We start from the raw sequence: 15431 nt of genomic DNA on the forward strand, positions 1-15431 counted from the left end.
GGGGCGCGGGGCGTCGGTGTCGCCGCCGGCGTGCCGCCGGGTCGCCGCGCCCGCTCAGGCGTCGTCGGAGTCGACCGCCTCGGTCGCCTCGATCGTCGCGACGATCCCGCTGCGGGTCACCTGGTCGCCGACGGCGACGCCGAGCCGCACGGTGCCGGCGACCGTCGCGCGCAGCACGTGCTCCATCTTCATCGCCTCCACGACGGCCACCGCATCACCCGCGTCGACGCGGTCGCCGTCTGCCACCGACACCATGACGACCGTGCCGGGAAGCGGTGAGACGAGGGTCGGCGAGGCATCGGATGCCGCGACCGCGCCGTACGACTCACGACGCTCGCGCACGTGTACGGCCTCGCCGCCGTCGCTCAGCCACACGCCGTCGGTGCCCACGGCGAACGGGAACGACCGCGCCACGCCGCCGATGCTCACAGTCGCCCGGCCGGCCTCGACGGCGACGCTCGCGACGGTGGAATCAGCGGCGGCATCCGCGGTGACATCCGCGTCCCCGACCGCGACCCGCAGCGGGGACGCCCACACGCGGACCCGTTCGACGTCCGCGCCCGCCTCGAGATCGAACACGCTCGGCGCCGCGCCGCCGAGCCGCCACCCGTCGACGCGCGCCCACGGCCCGGTCGGCGCGGTCCGCCCTGCGCCCGACCCTGCCGCCGCCCTGGCCGCGTCGGCCGCATCGCGGGCGTGCAGGATGAGCGCCGCCTCCGCGAAGGCGCGCGGGGCGACGGCGGGGAAGGCGAGCTCGTCGAAGACACGGGCGATGAGGCCGGTGTCGAGGTCTCCCGCGATCATCTCGGGGCGCTCGAGCAGCAGCCGCAGGAACGTGAGGTTGGTCTCGAACCCGAAGATCGCGGTGTCGGCCAGCGCCGCGACCAGGCGCCGCCGTGCCTCCTCTCGATCCGGGCCCGAGGCGATGATCTTCGCGAGCATCGGGTCGTAGTCGGTCGAGACGTCGAGGCCGTCTTCGAGCGAGGTGTCCACGCGGATGCCGACGCCCGCCGGGTGCACGACGCGCTCGACGTGCCCGCCCGTCGGCAGGAACCCCGCCCGCGGATCCTCGGCATACACGCGCACCTCGATCGCGTGGCCGTCGAGCGTGACCTCGTCCTGCGTTAACGGCAGCGGCTCGCCCGCGGCGATCCGCAGCTGCAGTTCGACGAGGTCGAGGCCCGTGACGAGCTCGGTGACCGGGTGCTCGACCTGCAGGCGCGTGTTCATCTCCATGAAGAAGAACTCGTCGGGGGAATCGCCGGGCACGATGAACTCCACCGTTCCCGCGCCGACGTACCCGACGCTGCGCGCGGTCTCGCAGGCGGCGGCGCCGATCCGCGCCCGCGTCGCGGCATCCAGAAGCGGCGACGGTGCCTCCTCCACGACCTTCTGGTGGCGGCGCTGCAGCGAGCACTCGCGCTCGCCGAGATGCACGACCGCGCCGTGCGCATCGGCCAGGATCTGCACCTCGATGTGCCGGGGCGTCGTCACGTAGCGCTCGAGAAACAGGGTGTCGTCACCGAAGGATGCCGCGGCCTCGCGTCGCGCCGCCGCGACCGCCGCCGGCAGCCCAGACGCGTCCTCGACGACGTGCATGCCCTTGCCGCCGCCGCCCGCCGACGGCTTGATGAGCACGGGGAGGCCGACGTCGGCGGCCCCCGCGATCAGCTCGTCGTCGGTGAGCCCGGGGCGCGCGAGCCCGGGCACCGTCGGTACGCCGCGGGCCTCGACGGTGCGCTTCGCGGAGATCTTGTCGCCCATGACCTCGATCGCCTCGGCGCCCGGCCCGATGAAGACGATGCCCGCGTCGGCGCACGCGCGGGCGAACGCGGCGTTCTCGGCGAGGAAGCCGAACCCCGGGTGGATCGCGTCGGCGCCCGTGCGGCGCGCGGCATCCAGCACCCGCTCGATCGAGAGGTAGCTCTCCGCCGCGGGGGCGGGCCCGAGTCGCACCGCCTCGTCGGCGAGGCGCACGTGCAGCGCGCCCGCGTCGGCGTCGCTGTAGACCGCGACCGAGCGGATGCCGAGGCTCCGGAGCGTGCGGATGATCCGCACAGCGATCTCGCCGCGATTGGCGATGAGGACCTTCGAGATGGTGCGGGACGGCATGGCGGTCATGGCATCACATCCGGAAGACGCCGTAGCCGGGCGCATCGGCGATGGGGGTGCGGGAGACGATGTCGAGGGCGAGGCCGAGCACGTCGCGCGTCTGCGCGGGCTCGATCACGCCGTCGTCCCACAGCCGCGAGGTCGAGTAATAGGGGCTGCCCTGGCGCTCGTACTGCTCGCGGATGGGCTGCTCGAACGCGACGCGCTCGTCATCGGACCAAGTGGTGCCCGCGGCATCCAACTGCTCCCCACGCACCGTGGAGAGGACGGATGCCGCCTGCGGGCCGCCCATCACCGAGACGCGCGCCCCCGGCCACAGCCACAGGAACCGCGGCGAGTACGCGCGCCCGCACATGGAGTACGTGCCCGCGCCGAACGATCCGCCGACGACGACGGTGAGCTTCGGCACGCGGGCGCAGGCGACGGCGTTCACCATCTTGGCGCCGTGCTTGGCGATGCCGCCGTGCTCGTACTCGCGCCCGACCATGAAGCCGGTGATGTTCTGCAGGAACAGCAGCGGGATGCCGCGCTGGTCGCACAGCTCGATGAAGTGCGCGCCTTTCAGGGCCGATTCGGCGAACAGCACCCCGTTGTTGGCGAGGATGCCGACCGGATGCCCGTGGATGTGCGCGAAGCCGGTGACGAGGGTGTCGCCGTACTCGCGTTTGAACTCGGTGAACCGGCCGCCGTCGACGAGGCGCGTGATGATCTCGCGCGCGTCGTACGGGGTTGTGAGCTCGACCGGGACGACGTCGGAGAGCGTGTCGGGGTCGTGCAGCGGTGGGTCGGCGGGCCCGAGGTCGTAGGGCAGCGATGCGGGGCGGGGGAGGGTGTCGACGATGTCGCGCACGATCTGGAGGGCGTGCGCGTCGTTCTCGGCCAAGTGGTCGGCGACGCCCGAGATGCGCGTATGGGTGACGCCGCCGCCGAGTTCTTCGGCCGTCACGACTTCGCCCGTGGCGGCCTTCACGAGCGGCGGGCCGCCGAGGAAGATGGTGCCCTGATCCCGGACGATCACGGTCTCGTCGCTCATCGCGGGCACGTACGCGCCGCCGGCGGTGGATGACCCCATGACGGCGGCGATCTGGGCGATGCCGTCGCGGGACATCCGCGCCTGGTTGTAGAAGATGCGCCCGAAGTGGTCGCGATCGGGGAAGACCTCGTCCTGCATCGGCAGGAACGCGCCGCCCGAGTCGACGAGGGAGATGCACGGCAGCCGGTTCTCGGCGGCGACCTCCTGCGCGCGCAGGTGCTTCTTCACCGTCAGCGGGTGGTAGGTGCCGCCCTTCACCGTCGCGTCGTTGGCGATGACCATCACGTGTCGGCCTTCGACGAGGCCGATGCCGGCGATCACCCCGGCCGCCGGCCAGTCGTCGCCGAGGTCGCATGCGGCGAGCGGCGCGAGTTCGAGGAACGGCGAACCGCGGTCGAGCAGGGCGTCGATGCGGTCGCGCGCGAGCAGCTTGCCGCGGGCGACATGGCGGGCACGCGAGGCCGGCGAGCCGCCTCGGGCGACGTGCGCGGTGCGCTCGCGGAGGCCGTCGACGAGGTCGCGATAGGAGGTTCTTCCCGGCTCCTGGTCGATCGTGGGCATCACGGTTCGCCCTTCCTCGCGGTGCGCTCGCTCGATTACTGATCAGTAACCGCATTCAGATTACTGATCGGTAATCGAGTTGTCCAGTGTCGGCGCGCGGTTGACCGTCCGGATGCCTGCGGCACAGGATGGGCGGATGACCTCCGAGACGGCGCGCGGCCGCGCGACGCGGACGATGCCCGCGACCGCCTTCGAGATGCTGCTACCGCGCCCCGTGTGGGTCGTCGTCGCGGTCGGCATGGCCCCTGCGCGGGTCGCGCCGCATCTCGGTCATGGTGCTCCTCTCCGCGCTCGCGACGAGCGCCTTCGCCGAGCCGCCACGCCGCGGCCGAGCCGCTACGCCGCGGCCGAGCCGCTACGCCGCGGGCGGTGCAGACCGTGACGGCTGGCACGCCGCGTAGCGGCTCGCGGGGCGTGGGGTTGGCATGGGGGACGGGGCGTGGTGCCAGGTGGCTTGCATCCCAGGAGTGGAGGAGGCCGGGCAGCGCGGCTCCGGCGTGAGAAACCAGCGGTGAGTCGAGACACCACGTGGTGCGTGGTTTCTCAGGGCGGGAGTGGTTTCTCGGTGGGGGCTGTGCCCGCCGGGGCCCGAGCCGAACCCGACGCCGAGCCGCTACGCGGTGGCCGAGCCGCTACGCGGTGGCCGAGCCGCTACGCGGCGGGCGGTACAGATCGTGGTGGGTGGCACGCGGCGTAGCGGCTCGCGGGGGAGTAGGGGAGGCCAGGGTCAGGCGGTGCGGCGGCGGGGGGTGTCGCGGGTGAGGTCGGGCACGCGCACGTCGGGGAGCGAGATCGGCGTGGTCGCGGCGACCTCGTCGCTGAACTCCTCGGGGGCGACGGGGTCGACGATCGAGATCGGCCGCGTCTCGTCGAGCGACAGGGCGAAGCGGCGCGTCTCGTGCCGGTGCAGGCGCCCGGACAACACCAGCCATCCGAACCCGATGCCGAAGGCGACGAGCGCCATCACCGCGCCGAGCAGGATCGCGATCCGCGGGCCGAACTCCGCCGCGACCCAGCCGACGACGGGAGCGCCGAGCGGGGTGCCGCCCATGAGGATCGCCATGTACAGCGCGAGCACGCGGCCGCGCAGCGCCGGGTCGGTCGTCGTCTGCACGTAGCCGTTCGCCGTCGTGAGCGTCGTCACGCTCGCGAACCCCGTCACCATGAGGGCCGCCGCGTAGAGCCAGTACGTCGGCATGAGCGCCGACAGCCCGATCGAGACGCCGAACAACCCCATGCCCATGATGACGAGGCGGATCCGCGCGCGATCGCGCCGGGCGGCCAGCAGCGCGCCGGCGAGCGAGCCGATCGCGAGGATCGAGCTCAGCAGCCCGTAGCCGTCGGCCGACTGGCCGAACTCGAGCGCCATCGTCGAGGCGAAGATCGGGAAGTTCATGCCGAACGCGCCGAGGAGGAACACCATCACGAACGTCACGAGCAGGTCGGGGCGGCCGCCGACGTAGCGGAACCCGTCGGCCAGCCGCGACGCGCCGGTCGCCTTCACGCGCGGCACGAGTTCGTCGACCCGGATGCGCCACAGTGCCACGAGCATCGCGAGGAACGTCACGGCGTTCACGAGGAACACCCAGCCGGTGCCGACCGCGACGATCACGATGCCGGCGACGGCCGGCCCGATCATGCGGGCGACGTTGAAGGATGCCGCGTTCAGCGCGACGGCGTTCGACGCGTTCTCCCGGTCGACGAGGTCGGAGACGAACGCCTGCCGCGTGGGATTGTCGAACGCGGCGACGAACCCGAGCAGCAGCGCGAACACGTACATGAGCGGCAGGGTCATCAGCCCGTTCAGCAGCAACACCCCGATGATCGCGCCGACGATGAGGAGCGACGACTGCGTCACCATGAGCAGCCGGCGTCGGTCGAACCGGTCGGCGACCCACCCGGTCACGCTGACGAGGAGCAGCGGCGGCGCGAACTGCAGCGCCATCGTGAGCCCCATCGCGCCCGCGTCGTTGTCGGTGAGGACGGTGAGCACGACCCAGCTGAGCGCGGTCGCCTGCATCCAGGCGCCCACATTCGAGACGAGGGCGCCAATGAACCAGACGCGGTAGTTGAAGATGGCGAAGGAGCGGAACATCGCGTTCCCCGTCTTCGCGTCTGCGGTTCTCCTGCTCATCGCGCCGCCACCTCTCGCATGATGGCGGCTGCGTCGTGCAGCGTCGCGCGCTGCGCGGGGCTGAGGGCGGCGAAGGCCTGCTCGAGCCACGAGTCGCGGCGGCGCACGGTCTCGGCGACGACGCCGCGGCCCGCGTCGGTGAGGGCGATGTTGACCTTGCGCCGGTCGGCCACGTCGGGGGTGCGGGTGAGGTAGCCCGACTCCTCGAGGAAGTTGACGGTGCGGTTCATCGACGGCGCCGAGACGCGCTCGCGGTCGGCGAGCTCGCCGAGGGTGTGCGGTCCGTGGTTCGACAGTGCCGCCAGGACGGCGAACTGCCCGTCGCTCATCGAGTCGACCGCGCGCTGCGAGCGCAGGCGGCGGGCGAGCCGGAAGGTCGCCATGCGGAAATCTGAGGCCTCATCGGCCGATGCGGGATCACTGTTCATACAGATACTTAGCATAGCTCATTAGCTGTGCTAAGTAAAGGGTGAGCTGACGCCGGCTACTCCCCGGATTCCGCCGCCCGCGCCCCCGTGTCCGACCCCGCCTCGGCCGAGTCCCCCACCCCGCCCGGGTCCCCATCGCCCGACCCCCGGCGCTGACCCCGCCCGAGCGGGATCGTGGCGACTAGGTGTACTGACCCAGATCGTTGTTGACGTAGGAGAGACCTCCGGGGTCGAGTTGGAGCTGTCTAAGTTCTTCAGCTCAAACGCACGGAGGTCTCTCTTGTCTCACGCTAATGCCCGGCTGACTCCGGCCGGCCGGTTGATCATGGTTCAGCGCATCCAGTCGGGGCGTGCGGTCGCGCATGTCGCCGCGGAAATGGGGATCTCCCGCACGACCGCGTGGCGGTGGTGGCGCAGGTTCCGGGAGTGCGGCCCGGCGGGCCTGATCGATCGTTCCAGCGTCGCCCGCTCCCACCCTCGCCAGACCAAAGCGTGCGTGGAGGCGAGGGTGCGGATCATGCGGCACCTCACTCGGCGTGGGCCGGTGTTCATCGCTGACAAGCTCGGCTTGCAGGCCTCAACGGTCGGTAGGGTGTTGCGCCGCCACCACGTGCCGTTGCTGCGGGAGCTGGACCCGGTCACGGGGTCCGTGATCCGCGCGACCCGCCGATCCGCGCAGCGTTACGAGCATGATCATCCCGGGTCCCTGATCCACGTTGATGTGAAGAAACTCGGCCGTATCCCCGACGGCGGCGGATGGCGTCTGCATGGCCGCGGGCAACGTCCTGCGCGCAAGCGGGGCCTGGGTTACGACTACGTGCACACCGTCATCGACGACCATTCCCGAGTTGCTTACGCGGAGATCCACGACGACGAGAAAGGCACCACCGCGGCGGGTGTGCTCGAGCGGGCGATCGCGTTCTACGCGCGCCTCGGCGTCACAGTCGAACGCGTCATCAGCGACAACGCGTTCGCTTACCGCCACTCGGCCGCGTTCAAGGCAGTGGTCGACGCGCACGGCATCCGACAGCGGTTCATCAAACCGCACTGCCCCTGGACCAACGGGAAAGTCGAACGCCTCAACCGCACCCTCGCCACCGAGTGGGCCTACGCCCGCCCCTGGAGCTCGAACGACGACCGAAAAGCAGGGTTGACGACCTGGCTCGACTACTACAACCTAGACAGGCACCACCTCGGCATCGGAGGCAAAACCCCCATCGACCGAATCAACAACGGTCGAGGTCAGTACAACTAGGCCGATCACGAGGAACCCCGCCGCGGTGAACGCCGCGAGCCGGGTCGCATCGGAGAACGCGACCTTCGCGTCGCCGCCGATCTCGGCGGTCGCGGGGTCGGACGCGAGGCCGGAGATCGCCGCGCCCGAGCTGTCGACGACCGCGGAGACCACCTGATCGCGCTGCGCCGCCTCGAGCCCGCGCTCGTCGAGGGAGTGCGAGAGGATGCCCGCCGTCGACGAGAACAGCACGGTGCCGAGGATCGCGATGCCGAGCGCCGAGCCGACCTGACGGGCGGTCGACTGCGTGCCCGACCCCTGGCCCGACAGCGCGACCGGCACGTCCTGCAGGATGACGCCGATGAGCTGCGCGGTGGCGAGGCCGACGCCGATGCCATAGACGAACAGCGCCGGCAGCAGCCAGCCCCAGAGGCCGTGCTCACCGGCATCCGCGCCGACCACGACACCCACCGCGATCACACCGACGATCTCCGCGACAAGGCCGAGGCGCACGACGCGCACCGGACTGATCTTCCCGCTGGATGCCCCCGCGAAGCCGCTCGCGACGAACGAGCCGGCGGCCAGGGCGATGAGGATCAGCCCCGTCTGCAGGGCGTCGAATCCGCGCACGAACTGCAGCCAGAGGGGGAGGGACAGGATGATGCCGAACTCGCCGAGCGCGACGACGAGGGCGGCGACGTTGCCGCTGCGGAACGTCGCGATCGAGAAGAGCCGCGGGTCGAGGAGCGTCGAGCGCCCCTCGCGGGCACGGCGGCGCGACCAGGCGACGAACGCGATCAGCGCGAGCGCGGCGATCGCAAAGGCCACCGGAACGGGGGAGAGGGTCCACGGCCACGTCCAGCCGCCGATCGTGAAGGGATCATCGACCGTCCACCACCCGAGGGTGCGGCCCTCGATGAGTCCGAACACGAGCGAGCCGAAGAGCGCGACCGAGAGGATCGCGCCGACGCTGTCGAGCCCCGTGCGCTGCTCCGACCGCGACTCGGCGACCGCCCACAGCACGCCCACGATGATGATGATCCCGAGGGGCACGTTGATGCCGAACGCCCAGCGCCACGAGAACGACGTGGTGAGCCAGCCGCCGAGGAGTGGGCCGACCGCGGCCATGCCGCCGATCGTCGATCCCCACACCGCGAAGGCGATGCCCCGCTCGCGGCCGCGGAACGTCGCATTCAGGAGCGACAGCGTGCTCGGCAGCATCATCGCTCCGCCCACGCCCTGCACGAGACGGGCGAGGATCAGCAGGTCGCCGGTCGGCGCGAGGGCCGCCGCGACCGAGGCCCCGGCGAACAGGACGACGCCGATCAGCAGCAGTCGTCGTCGCCCGACGCGGTCGGCGAGCGAGCCGAACAGCAGCAGCAGCGACGCGAACACGAGCGTGTAGGCCTCCTGCACCCACTGCACCTGCGTCGAGGTGATCTTCAGGTCGTCGACGATCGACGGGATCGCCACGTTCACGATCGTGGAGTCGACGATGATCAGGGCGACCGCGAGGCTGATGAAGACGAGACCGAACCAGCGCCGGTGAGAGACATCCGTCATGAATCGCTAGCTTATCTAGCAAAATCGCCGTCCGAAAGCCCCGTCCGAAAGTCCCGTCCGTAAGCCCCGGGCGGAACGACCGCGCGGAAGCCCCGCGCGAAAGAGCCTCCCACTACACTGACCGCATGTCACCGGCGAGTGCTGACGAGCGGACGTTCACGGATGCCACGGGCATCCGCATCTTCTACGACGTGTACACGCCCGAGCGCACGCCGCGCGCGGCGGTCTACGTGCTGCACGGCGTCGGCGAGCACGCCGGACGCTACCGCGCGATGATCGGCGACCTCGTCGAAGCGGGATACCTCGTCTACGCCGACGACCACCGCGGGCACGGCCGCACCGGCATGGAGCAGCACGGCGGCGACGCCTCTAAGCTCGGACGGCTCGGCCGCGGCGGCATGCAGGCCGCCAAGGCCGCGTGCTGGCAGCTGACCGAGCTCATCCGCGACGAGAACCCCGACCTGCCGTTGATCATCCTCGGGCACTCGTGGGGATCGTTCCTCACCCAGATGCTCGTCGACGAGCACGCCGACGCGTACGACGCGGTGATCCTCAGCGGATCGTCGCTGCGCTGGCCGGGGTCGATGAACGCCGGCGACCTCAACAAGCCGTGGAACGGACCCGGGGCGAACGGGCTGGAGTGGCTCGCCTCCGACCAGAAGGTCGTCGACGACTTCATCGCCGACCCGCTCACCACCTCCGAATCGCTGCAGAAGCTGTTCGGCCCGGTCAATTCGCTGCAGCTGCTCGGAAGGCCGGCGCGGGACCTCGCCGCCGATGTGCCGCTGCTGCTCATGGTCGGGCGCGATGACACCGTCGGCGGACCGCACGCCGTGCATCGCCTCGCCGACGCCTACCGCACCCGCTCGGGGCTCACCGACGTCGCGACCCTCGTCTACCCCGACGTGCGGCACGAGATCTTCAACGACGTGACGCGCGATCAGGTGATCGCCGACCTGCTGGCCTGGCTCGACCCCCGCTTCCCCGCGCGCGACTGAGCCGCCGCCGGACCCCACCGCCCGGGCCGCCGCCCGATCCCGTCGGACCGCCGGGCGCGCGGCCTAGGCTGGGATCATGCACGGTGAGTACAAGGTTCCGGGCGGCAAGCTCGTCGTCGTCGATCTCGAGGTCGAGGGCGGCCGCATCAGCGACTTCCACCTCGCCGGCGACTTCTTCCTCGAGCCCGACGACGCCCTGCAGGACATCGACGCCGCCGTCACCGGGCTGCCGGTCGAGACGGATGCCGCGGCCATCGCCGCGGCGGTGCGCGCCGCCCTCCCCGAGGGCGCGCAGCTGCTCGGGTTCACCCCCGAGTCGGTCGGCACCGCGGTGCGCCGGGCCCTCGTCACGGCACCCGGGTGGAAGGACTTCACCTGGGAGGTCGTGCACGAGAAGGCCGTCTCTCCCCGCATGAACCTCGCCCTCGACGAGGTGCTCGCCGCGCGCGTGGGCGCCGGGCTCCGCAACCCCACCCTCCGCATCTGGGAGTGGGACGAATCGGCCGTCGTGATCGGCTCGTTCCAGTCGTACCGCAACGAGGTCGACCCCGAGGGCGCCACGCGCCACGGCTACGACGTCGTCCGCCGCATCTCCGGCGGCGGCGCGATGATGATGGGCGCGGGCTCGATCGTCACGTACTCGCTGTACGTGCCGGCATCCCTCGTCGCGGGCATGACCTTCGCCGACTCGTACGCCTTCCTCGACGACTGGGTGCTGCAGGCGCTGCGCTCGCTCGGGGTGGATGCCACGTATCAGCCGCTCAACGACATCGCCTCCTCCAAGGGCAAGATCGGCGGTGCCGCGCAGAAGCGGCTCGCGGGCGGGGGCGTGCTCCACCACGCCACGATGTCGTACGACATGGACGGTCAGGTCATGACCGAGGTGCTGCGGATCGGCCGCGAGAAGCTCAGCGACAAGGGCACGACGTCGGCCGCCAAGCGCGTGGATCCGCTGCGCAGCCAGACCGGGCTTCCCCGCGAGGCGATCATCGAGCGCCTCAAGGAGACGTTCGCGACGCTGTACGGCGCCGAGCCCGGTCATATCACCGCAGAGGAATATGCCGAGGCCGAGGCGCTCGTGGAGTCGAAGTTCGCCACCGACGCGTGGCTGCACCGCGTGCCGTGACCGTCGAGATCATCCACGGCGACAACCTGGCCGCCGCCCGCGCGCTGCCCTCCGGCGCCTTCACCCTGATCTACCTCGACCCGCCATTCAACACCGGGCGCACCCAGGGCCGCGCCGTCGAACGGGCCGAGCGCACCGAGCGCACCGCGCCGGACGGCCGCGCCGAGCCGGGCGCGACGGAGCCCTCCGCGCAGGTCGCACCCCGCGGCGAGGTCAAGGCCGGCTTCCGCGGAACGAACTACGCGCGGCTGCGCGGCGACCTGCGCCGGTACGACGACCGGTTCGGCGACTACTGGGACTTCCTCGAGCCGCGGCTGCGCGAAGCGTGGCGACTGCTCGCCGACGACGGCACGCTGTACCTGCATCTCGACTACCGCGAGGCGCACTACGCGAAGGTGCTGCTCGACGCGCTGTTCGGCCGGGAGTGCTTCCTCAACGAGCTCATCTGGGCCTACGACTACGGGGCGAAGTCGCGCCGCCGCTGGCCGACCAAGCACGACACGATCCTCGTCTACGTGAAAGACCCGGCGCGCTACCACTTCGACTCCGAGGCCGTCGACCGCGAGCCCTACATGGCCCCCGGTCTCGTCACGCCCGAGAAGGCGGCGCGCGGCAAGCTGCCCACCGACGTGTGGTGGCACACGATCGTGCCGACGAGCGGGCGCGAGAAGACGGGGTATCCGACCCAGAAGCCCGAGGGCATCCTGCGGCGGATCGTGCAGGCATCCAGCCGCCCCGGCGACCGCGTGCTCGACCTGTTCGCCGGCAGTGGCACGACGGGCGCCGTCGCGTCGGTGCTCGGCCGCGACGCGGTGCTCGTCGATGACAACCCCGAGGCGATCGCCGTCATGAGGCGGCGGATGCCGGAGGCGATGGTCCGCGTGCTCGACTGAGGTCAGCTCGGCGGCGCGAGGAGGGTCGCGAAGGTGCGCAGCGTCGTCTCGAGCCCGACCGACGGCTCGAGAAGCCACTGGATCTGAAGACCGTCGGATGCCGCGATGAGCAGGGCCGCGATGTGCGCGGCGGGGACGTCCGCACGCATCCGGCCCGCCTGCTGCTCGAGCTCGAAGTCCGCAGTGATCCTTGCGCGCAGGCGCGCGAACCGGTCGGAGAAGAAGTACTGGCGACCGACGTCGTTGCCGGCCTCGAGCGACGCCGCGAGGAGGGTCGAGTAGAGCTGCACGACGCGCTTCGAGCGCACTTCAGCCCCACTCAGCAGGACTTGGGCATGGCACGGCCGCTCTCGTAGCTGCGGATGTTCGCCGAGTCGATTCCCGTCGCCGCGGCCAGTTGATCGTGCGTCATCCGGACGCCCTCCCGCGCCACCCGAATGCGCTCGCCGATGTGCGCGGCGGCGGGTGAGGGGACGCGGGGAATGCGGGGGACGTACTTGTACGTGTGCGACCCGACGCTGCGCGCGTACGTGGCATCCGCTCTCGGGCCTGCCGGTCGGGGGTGACCCGCATGGCGACGAGGATACTCGAGCTGTCGACCGTCGTCGAGGCCGCGCCGGAGGCCGTCATCGACTTCCTCATCACGCTCGATCGGCACCGGGGGATGCATCCATATCTGCAGAGCGCGACCGTCGTGGCATCGGGTGCTGGCGACGGCGGGCCGTGGTGGGACTGGCGCGTCGTCGAGCGGCCGGCGCCGGGACCGATCCGCTACACGATCCGGTTTCCCGCGCGGATGACGCGGGTCTCGCCCAGCTCGATGCGGGGGAGCGTGCGCGCGGCGCCGGGATGCCTGCTCGACACCGTCACGACCGCCGAGGTGGGCGACGGTGGCGTGATCGTGCGCGAAAGGACGACGGTGACGGCGCCGCGCATCGTGCTCGGGTACATGGCGAAGCACGCCGAGATCGCGCATGCGCGGACGTTCTCGCTGCTCGCGGGGCAGCTCGCGGTGGGCTGAACCCGCACTCTATGACTCGAACAAAGATGTTAATGTTCTCATCTATAAAGTCTTGTGGTATACGTCGATAAATGCGATCATAGAGACATGACTTTCCTCGGTGATCTCCGCGACGGCATTGACCGTCTTGCGCAGTTCGCCGAGCTCGATTGCGAGGTCGCGGCTCTCATGAGCGGTGCCGGTGCGCTCAGCGATGACTCCGTGCGCGAGGCGTTCGACGCGGTCGCCGGGCTGTCGCGTCAGGTGCAGAAGCTCGAGGTTGTCCTCGCGGGCGTCATCGCCCGGCGCTCCACGCGCGCGGCCGGGCACGCGGGCCTGGCGCAGACCGGTGGGTTCCGCACGCCCGTGCAGATGGTGCAGCAGATCACCGGCGTTCCGCGTGGCGAGGCGATCCGCGTCGTGAAGGTCGGCGAGGCGCTCGCCGAAGGGACGGATGCCGGCACGCCGGGCCCCGCTGACCTGGTCGAGGCTGCCACGACCGTCGAACCGTGGCATCAGCCGCTCGGCGCGGCGCTGATGTCCGGCGCGATCACGCGGGCACAGGTCGACGCCATCCGCCGAGGCCTGGGTGAGCCGCCCACGATCGAGGGGCGCGACGACGGCGACGTGATCGAGGTGTGGCGCATCGCGGCGCAGCAGCTCATCGACGAAGCGCGCGGCTGCACGGTCGAAGACCTCGGTGCCTCCGCGCGAGCGGTGCGCGACGCGATCGATCCGGTCGGCGCCGAGGCGCGCTGGGCCGAGCACTACGCGGCGCGATCATTCCGCATGCGCGTCGACGCCGACGGGCGCACGCACGGGCACATCGTGTTCGACGACCTCGGAGCCGCCTGGTGGCAGTCGGTGATGGATGCCGCGCTGCGGCCGCGCCGCGGCGGGCCGCGATTCGTGTCCGACGGCGAGCTGAAGGCGGCGGCATCGCTCACCGATGATCCGCGCACGAACGAGCAACTCGCGTACGACCTGATGCTCGACATGTTCCGCGCCGGCACGACCGCTGAGGCGAAGGACGTGTTCGGAACCCGGCAGGCGGGCGTGCGCCTGATCACGATCCGCGATCGCGATGACGAGTCAGGATGGCCGCTGCGGCGCGACGCGTTCGGGCGCCTGCTCGCCGTCGCGCACAGCGAAGACGGCGCCCTCACGCTTCCCGGATCGGTGCTCGACCGCACGCTGTGCGAAACCGGGTTCATCGACGTCACGCTCGACGCGTGCGGCAACCCGCTCGACGTCGGGCGCGAGCGCCGGCTGTTCACTCCGCCCCAGCGCATCGCGCTCGCCGCGCGCGACGGCGGATGCATGTGGCCCGGGTGCGACCGGCCGCCCTCGATGACCGAGGCGCACCACATCGACGAGTGGGTTGCCGATGAGGGGCGCACCGATATCGATCGGGGCATCCTGTTGTGCACCTATCACCATGTGCACCTGCACTTCGCCGGATTCAGGATCGTGCGCGAGGGGCTCGGCGCTTTCATCCTCGTTGCGCCGCCGGGTGAGTCCGCGGCGCCGATCGAACTGCGATCGAAGTCGCCGCTGAGGTGGCTGTTCGACCCGCCGCCGCGAGTCGGGTGGCGGCTCGCCGCCTGAGGCGTGGGTATTCGGATCGCTGCGCTCGCTCAACCGCCGGGCGGGCGCAGAGACCGGGCTACGCCAAGTACACCTTGCGGAGGGTTTCGCGCACGGTCCACACGGTCTGCATGCCCGACTCCAGGCGCACGATCGCGCCGGGCGACAGCTCGATCGGCGGCAGTGCGGGCTCGATGAAATCCACCGTCGCGGAACCTGCCACGACGACGAACACCTCCGACACCTCGGTGTCGCGCATCGCGCCGACCGTCATCTCCCAGACGCCGAGCCCCATGTCCTCATCCAGGTCGACCGACCCGGTCTGCGGGGCACCGTCCACCACGCGAGCGGCCGGAACCGCCGCCAACGGCACCTCGACCGACAGCGCAGAGATCACCACCCCGGCATCCAACTCGCCGAACTCCGTTTCGTCGTCATCCCACGTGCTCATGAATCGAAGCCTAGGCCGAGAGGGTCCAGAGTCTTCAGCAGCAGATTGCGACGCCCCTCGCGATGATCGGCGCGGTCAAGTGACCAGCGCGTCAGGTTGATCCCGATCGCCGCCGCCGGCTCGGGCGGGAACGGCAGCGGGCGCCTGCGCACCATCTCAAGCTGCGTGCGCTCGGTCTCCACCCCTGCCAGCGGGTCGAGCATCACCTCAGCGGCGAACCGCGTCGACCCGACGCCGAGGCGGCCTACTGGGACACGCGCGTCGACCGCTGGGTCGTCGAGGGCGGCGACTACACCCTCGAGGTCGCGGCA

General features: G+C 70.9%; 14 protein-coding genes and 1 pseudogene. 6 read left to right on the plus strand and 9 right to left on the minus strand.

Going from position 1 to position 15431, the window contains the following annotated elements; all coding sequences use genetic code 11:
* Positions 1–54: 54 nt before the first annotated feature.
* From FHX68_RS10925 to FHX68_RS10940, 4 genes are all read right to left on the minus strand, one after another.
* Entirely contained in the window at positions 55–2121 is a 2067-nt protein-coding gene (locus FHX68_RS10925) for an ATP-binding protein (RefSeq protein WP_280525038.1), read from the minus strand.
* Between the two features lie 4 nt (positions 2122–2125).
* Positions 2126–3706 carry a carboxyl transferase domain-containing protein gene (locus FHX68_RS10930; RefSeq protein ID WP_141380352.1) on the minus strand — a complete coding sequence of 527 codons (1581 nt, stop codon included), beginning with the start codon at positions 3704–3706 and terminating at the stop codon, positions 2126–2128.
* A gap of 727 nt (positions 3707–4433) precedes the next feature.
* A complete protein-coding gene (locus tag FHX68_RS10935) occupies positions 4434–5801 on the minus strand; it encodes an MFS transporter (protein WP_174799114.1) in 1368 nt (455 codons plus the stop codon).
* A 35-nt stretch (positions 5802–5836) separates the two neighbouring features.
* The gene (locus tag FHX68_RS10940; RefSeq protein ID WP_373288704.1) at positions 5837–6223 is read right to left on the minus strand and encodes a MarR family winged helix-turn-helix transcriptional regulator; all 387 of its coding nucleotides are present in this window, start codon (positions 6221–6223) and stop codon (positions 5837–5839) included.
* 325 nt (positions 6224–6548) lie between these two features.
* On the opposite strand from FHX68_RS10940, the gene FHX68_RS10945 reads away from it, so the two are divergent.
* Complete coding sequence (locus FHX68_RS10945) at positions 6549–7523, plus strand: IS481 family transposase (RefSeq protein ID WP_141920217.1); 975 nt, start codon at positions 6549–6551, stop codon at positions 7521–7523.
* Here FHX68_RS10945 and FHX68_RS10950 read toward each other — a convergent pair.
* Positions 7446–9065: a DHA2 family efflux MFS transporter permease subunit gene (locus tag FHX68_RS10950; RefSeq protein ID WP_141920219.1), complete on the minus strand. Its 1620-nt coding sequence runs from the start codon at positions 9063–9065 to the stop codon at positions 7446–7448. The two genes, FHX68_RS10945 and FHX68_RS10950, sit on opposite strands and share 78 nt — an antisense overlap.
* Before the next feature lie 125 nt (positions 9066–9190).
* Here FHX68_RS10950 and FHX68_RS10955 point away from each other — a divergent pair, with 125 nt between their 5' ends.
* From FHX68_RS10955 to FHX68_RS10965, 3 genes are all read left to right on the plus strand, one after another.
* A complete protein-coding gene (locus FHX68_RS10955) occupies positions 9191–10063 on the plus strand; it encodes an alpha/beta hydrolase (protein ID WP_141381079.1) in 873 nt (290 codons plus the stop codon).
* 76 nt (positions 10064–10139) lie between these two features.
* The gene (gene lplAB, locus FHX68_RS10960; RefSeq protein WP_141381080.1) at positions 10140–11189 is read left to right on the plus strand and encodes a lipoate-protein ligase LplAB; all 1050 of its coding nucleotides are present in this window, start codon (positions 10140–10142) and stop codon (positions 11187–11189) included.
* Positions 11168–12082: a DNA-methyltransferase gene (locus FHX68_RS10965; protein WP_170214266.1), complete on the plus strand. Its 915-nt coding sequence runs from the start codon at positions 11168–11170 to the stop codon at positions 12080–12082. Before lplAB ends, FHX68_RS10965 begins: the two co-directional genes overlap by 22 nt.
* A gap of 2 nt (positions 12083–12084) precedes the next feature.
* Here the strand turns inward: FHX68_RS10965 and FHX68_RS10970 are convergent, their stop codons facing one another.
* Complete coding sequence (locus tag FHX68_RS10970; protein WP_174799172.1) at positions 12085–12390, minus strand: TetR family transcriptional regulator C-terminal domain-containing protein; 306 nt, start codon at positions 12388–12390, stop codon at positions 12085–12087.
* 11 nt (positions 12391–12401) lie between these two features.
* Positions 12402–12494, minus strand: coding sequence for a helix-turn-helix domain-containing protein (locus FHX68_RS10975; RefSeq protein WP_141381081.1), 93 nt, complete (start codon positions 12492–12494; stop codon positions 12402–12404).
* 159 nt (positions 12495–12653) lie between these two features.
* Between FHX68_RS10975 and FHX68_RS10980 the strand changes: the two genes are divergently transcribed.
* Positions 12654–13103, plus strand: a complete 450-nt coding sequence (locus FHX68_RS10980; RefSeq protein ID WP_141381082.1) for an SRPBCC family protein — start codon at positions 12654–12656, stop codon at positions 13101–13103.
* A gap of 87 nt (positions 13104–13190) precedes the next feature.
* Complete coding sequence (locus FHX68_RS10985) at positions 13191–14690, plus strand: HNH endonuclease signature motif containing protein (RefSeq protein ID WP_141381083.1); 1500 nt, start codon at positions 13191–13193, stop codon at positions 14688–14690.
* A 58-nt stretch (positions 14691–14748) separates the two neighbouring features.
* Here FHX68_RS10985 and FHX68_RS10990 read toward each other — a convergent pair whose 3' ends face one another.
* Both FHX68_RS10990 and FHX68_RS10995 read right to left on the minus strand, forming a co-directional pair.
* Positions 14749–15120, minus strand: a complete 372-nt coding sequence (locus FHX68_RS10990; protein ID WP_141381084.1) for a cupin domain-containing protein — start codon at positions 15118–15120, stop codon at positions 14749–14751.
* A pseudogene (locus FHX68_RS10995) lies at positions 15117–15359 on the minus strand (FAD-dependent oxidoreductase); the annotation flags it as partial. The pseudogene FHX68_RS10995 and the gene FHX68_RS10990, both read right to left, overlap by 4 nt.
* Positions 15360–15431: the final 72 nt, after the last annotated feature.

The organism is Microbacterium lacticum (assembly GCF_006716815.1).
Classification (GTDB): Bacteria; Actinomycetota; Actinomycetes; order Actinomycetales; family Microbacteriaceae; genus Microbacterium; species Microbacterium lacticum.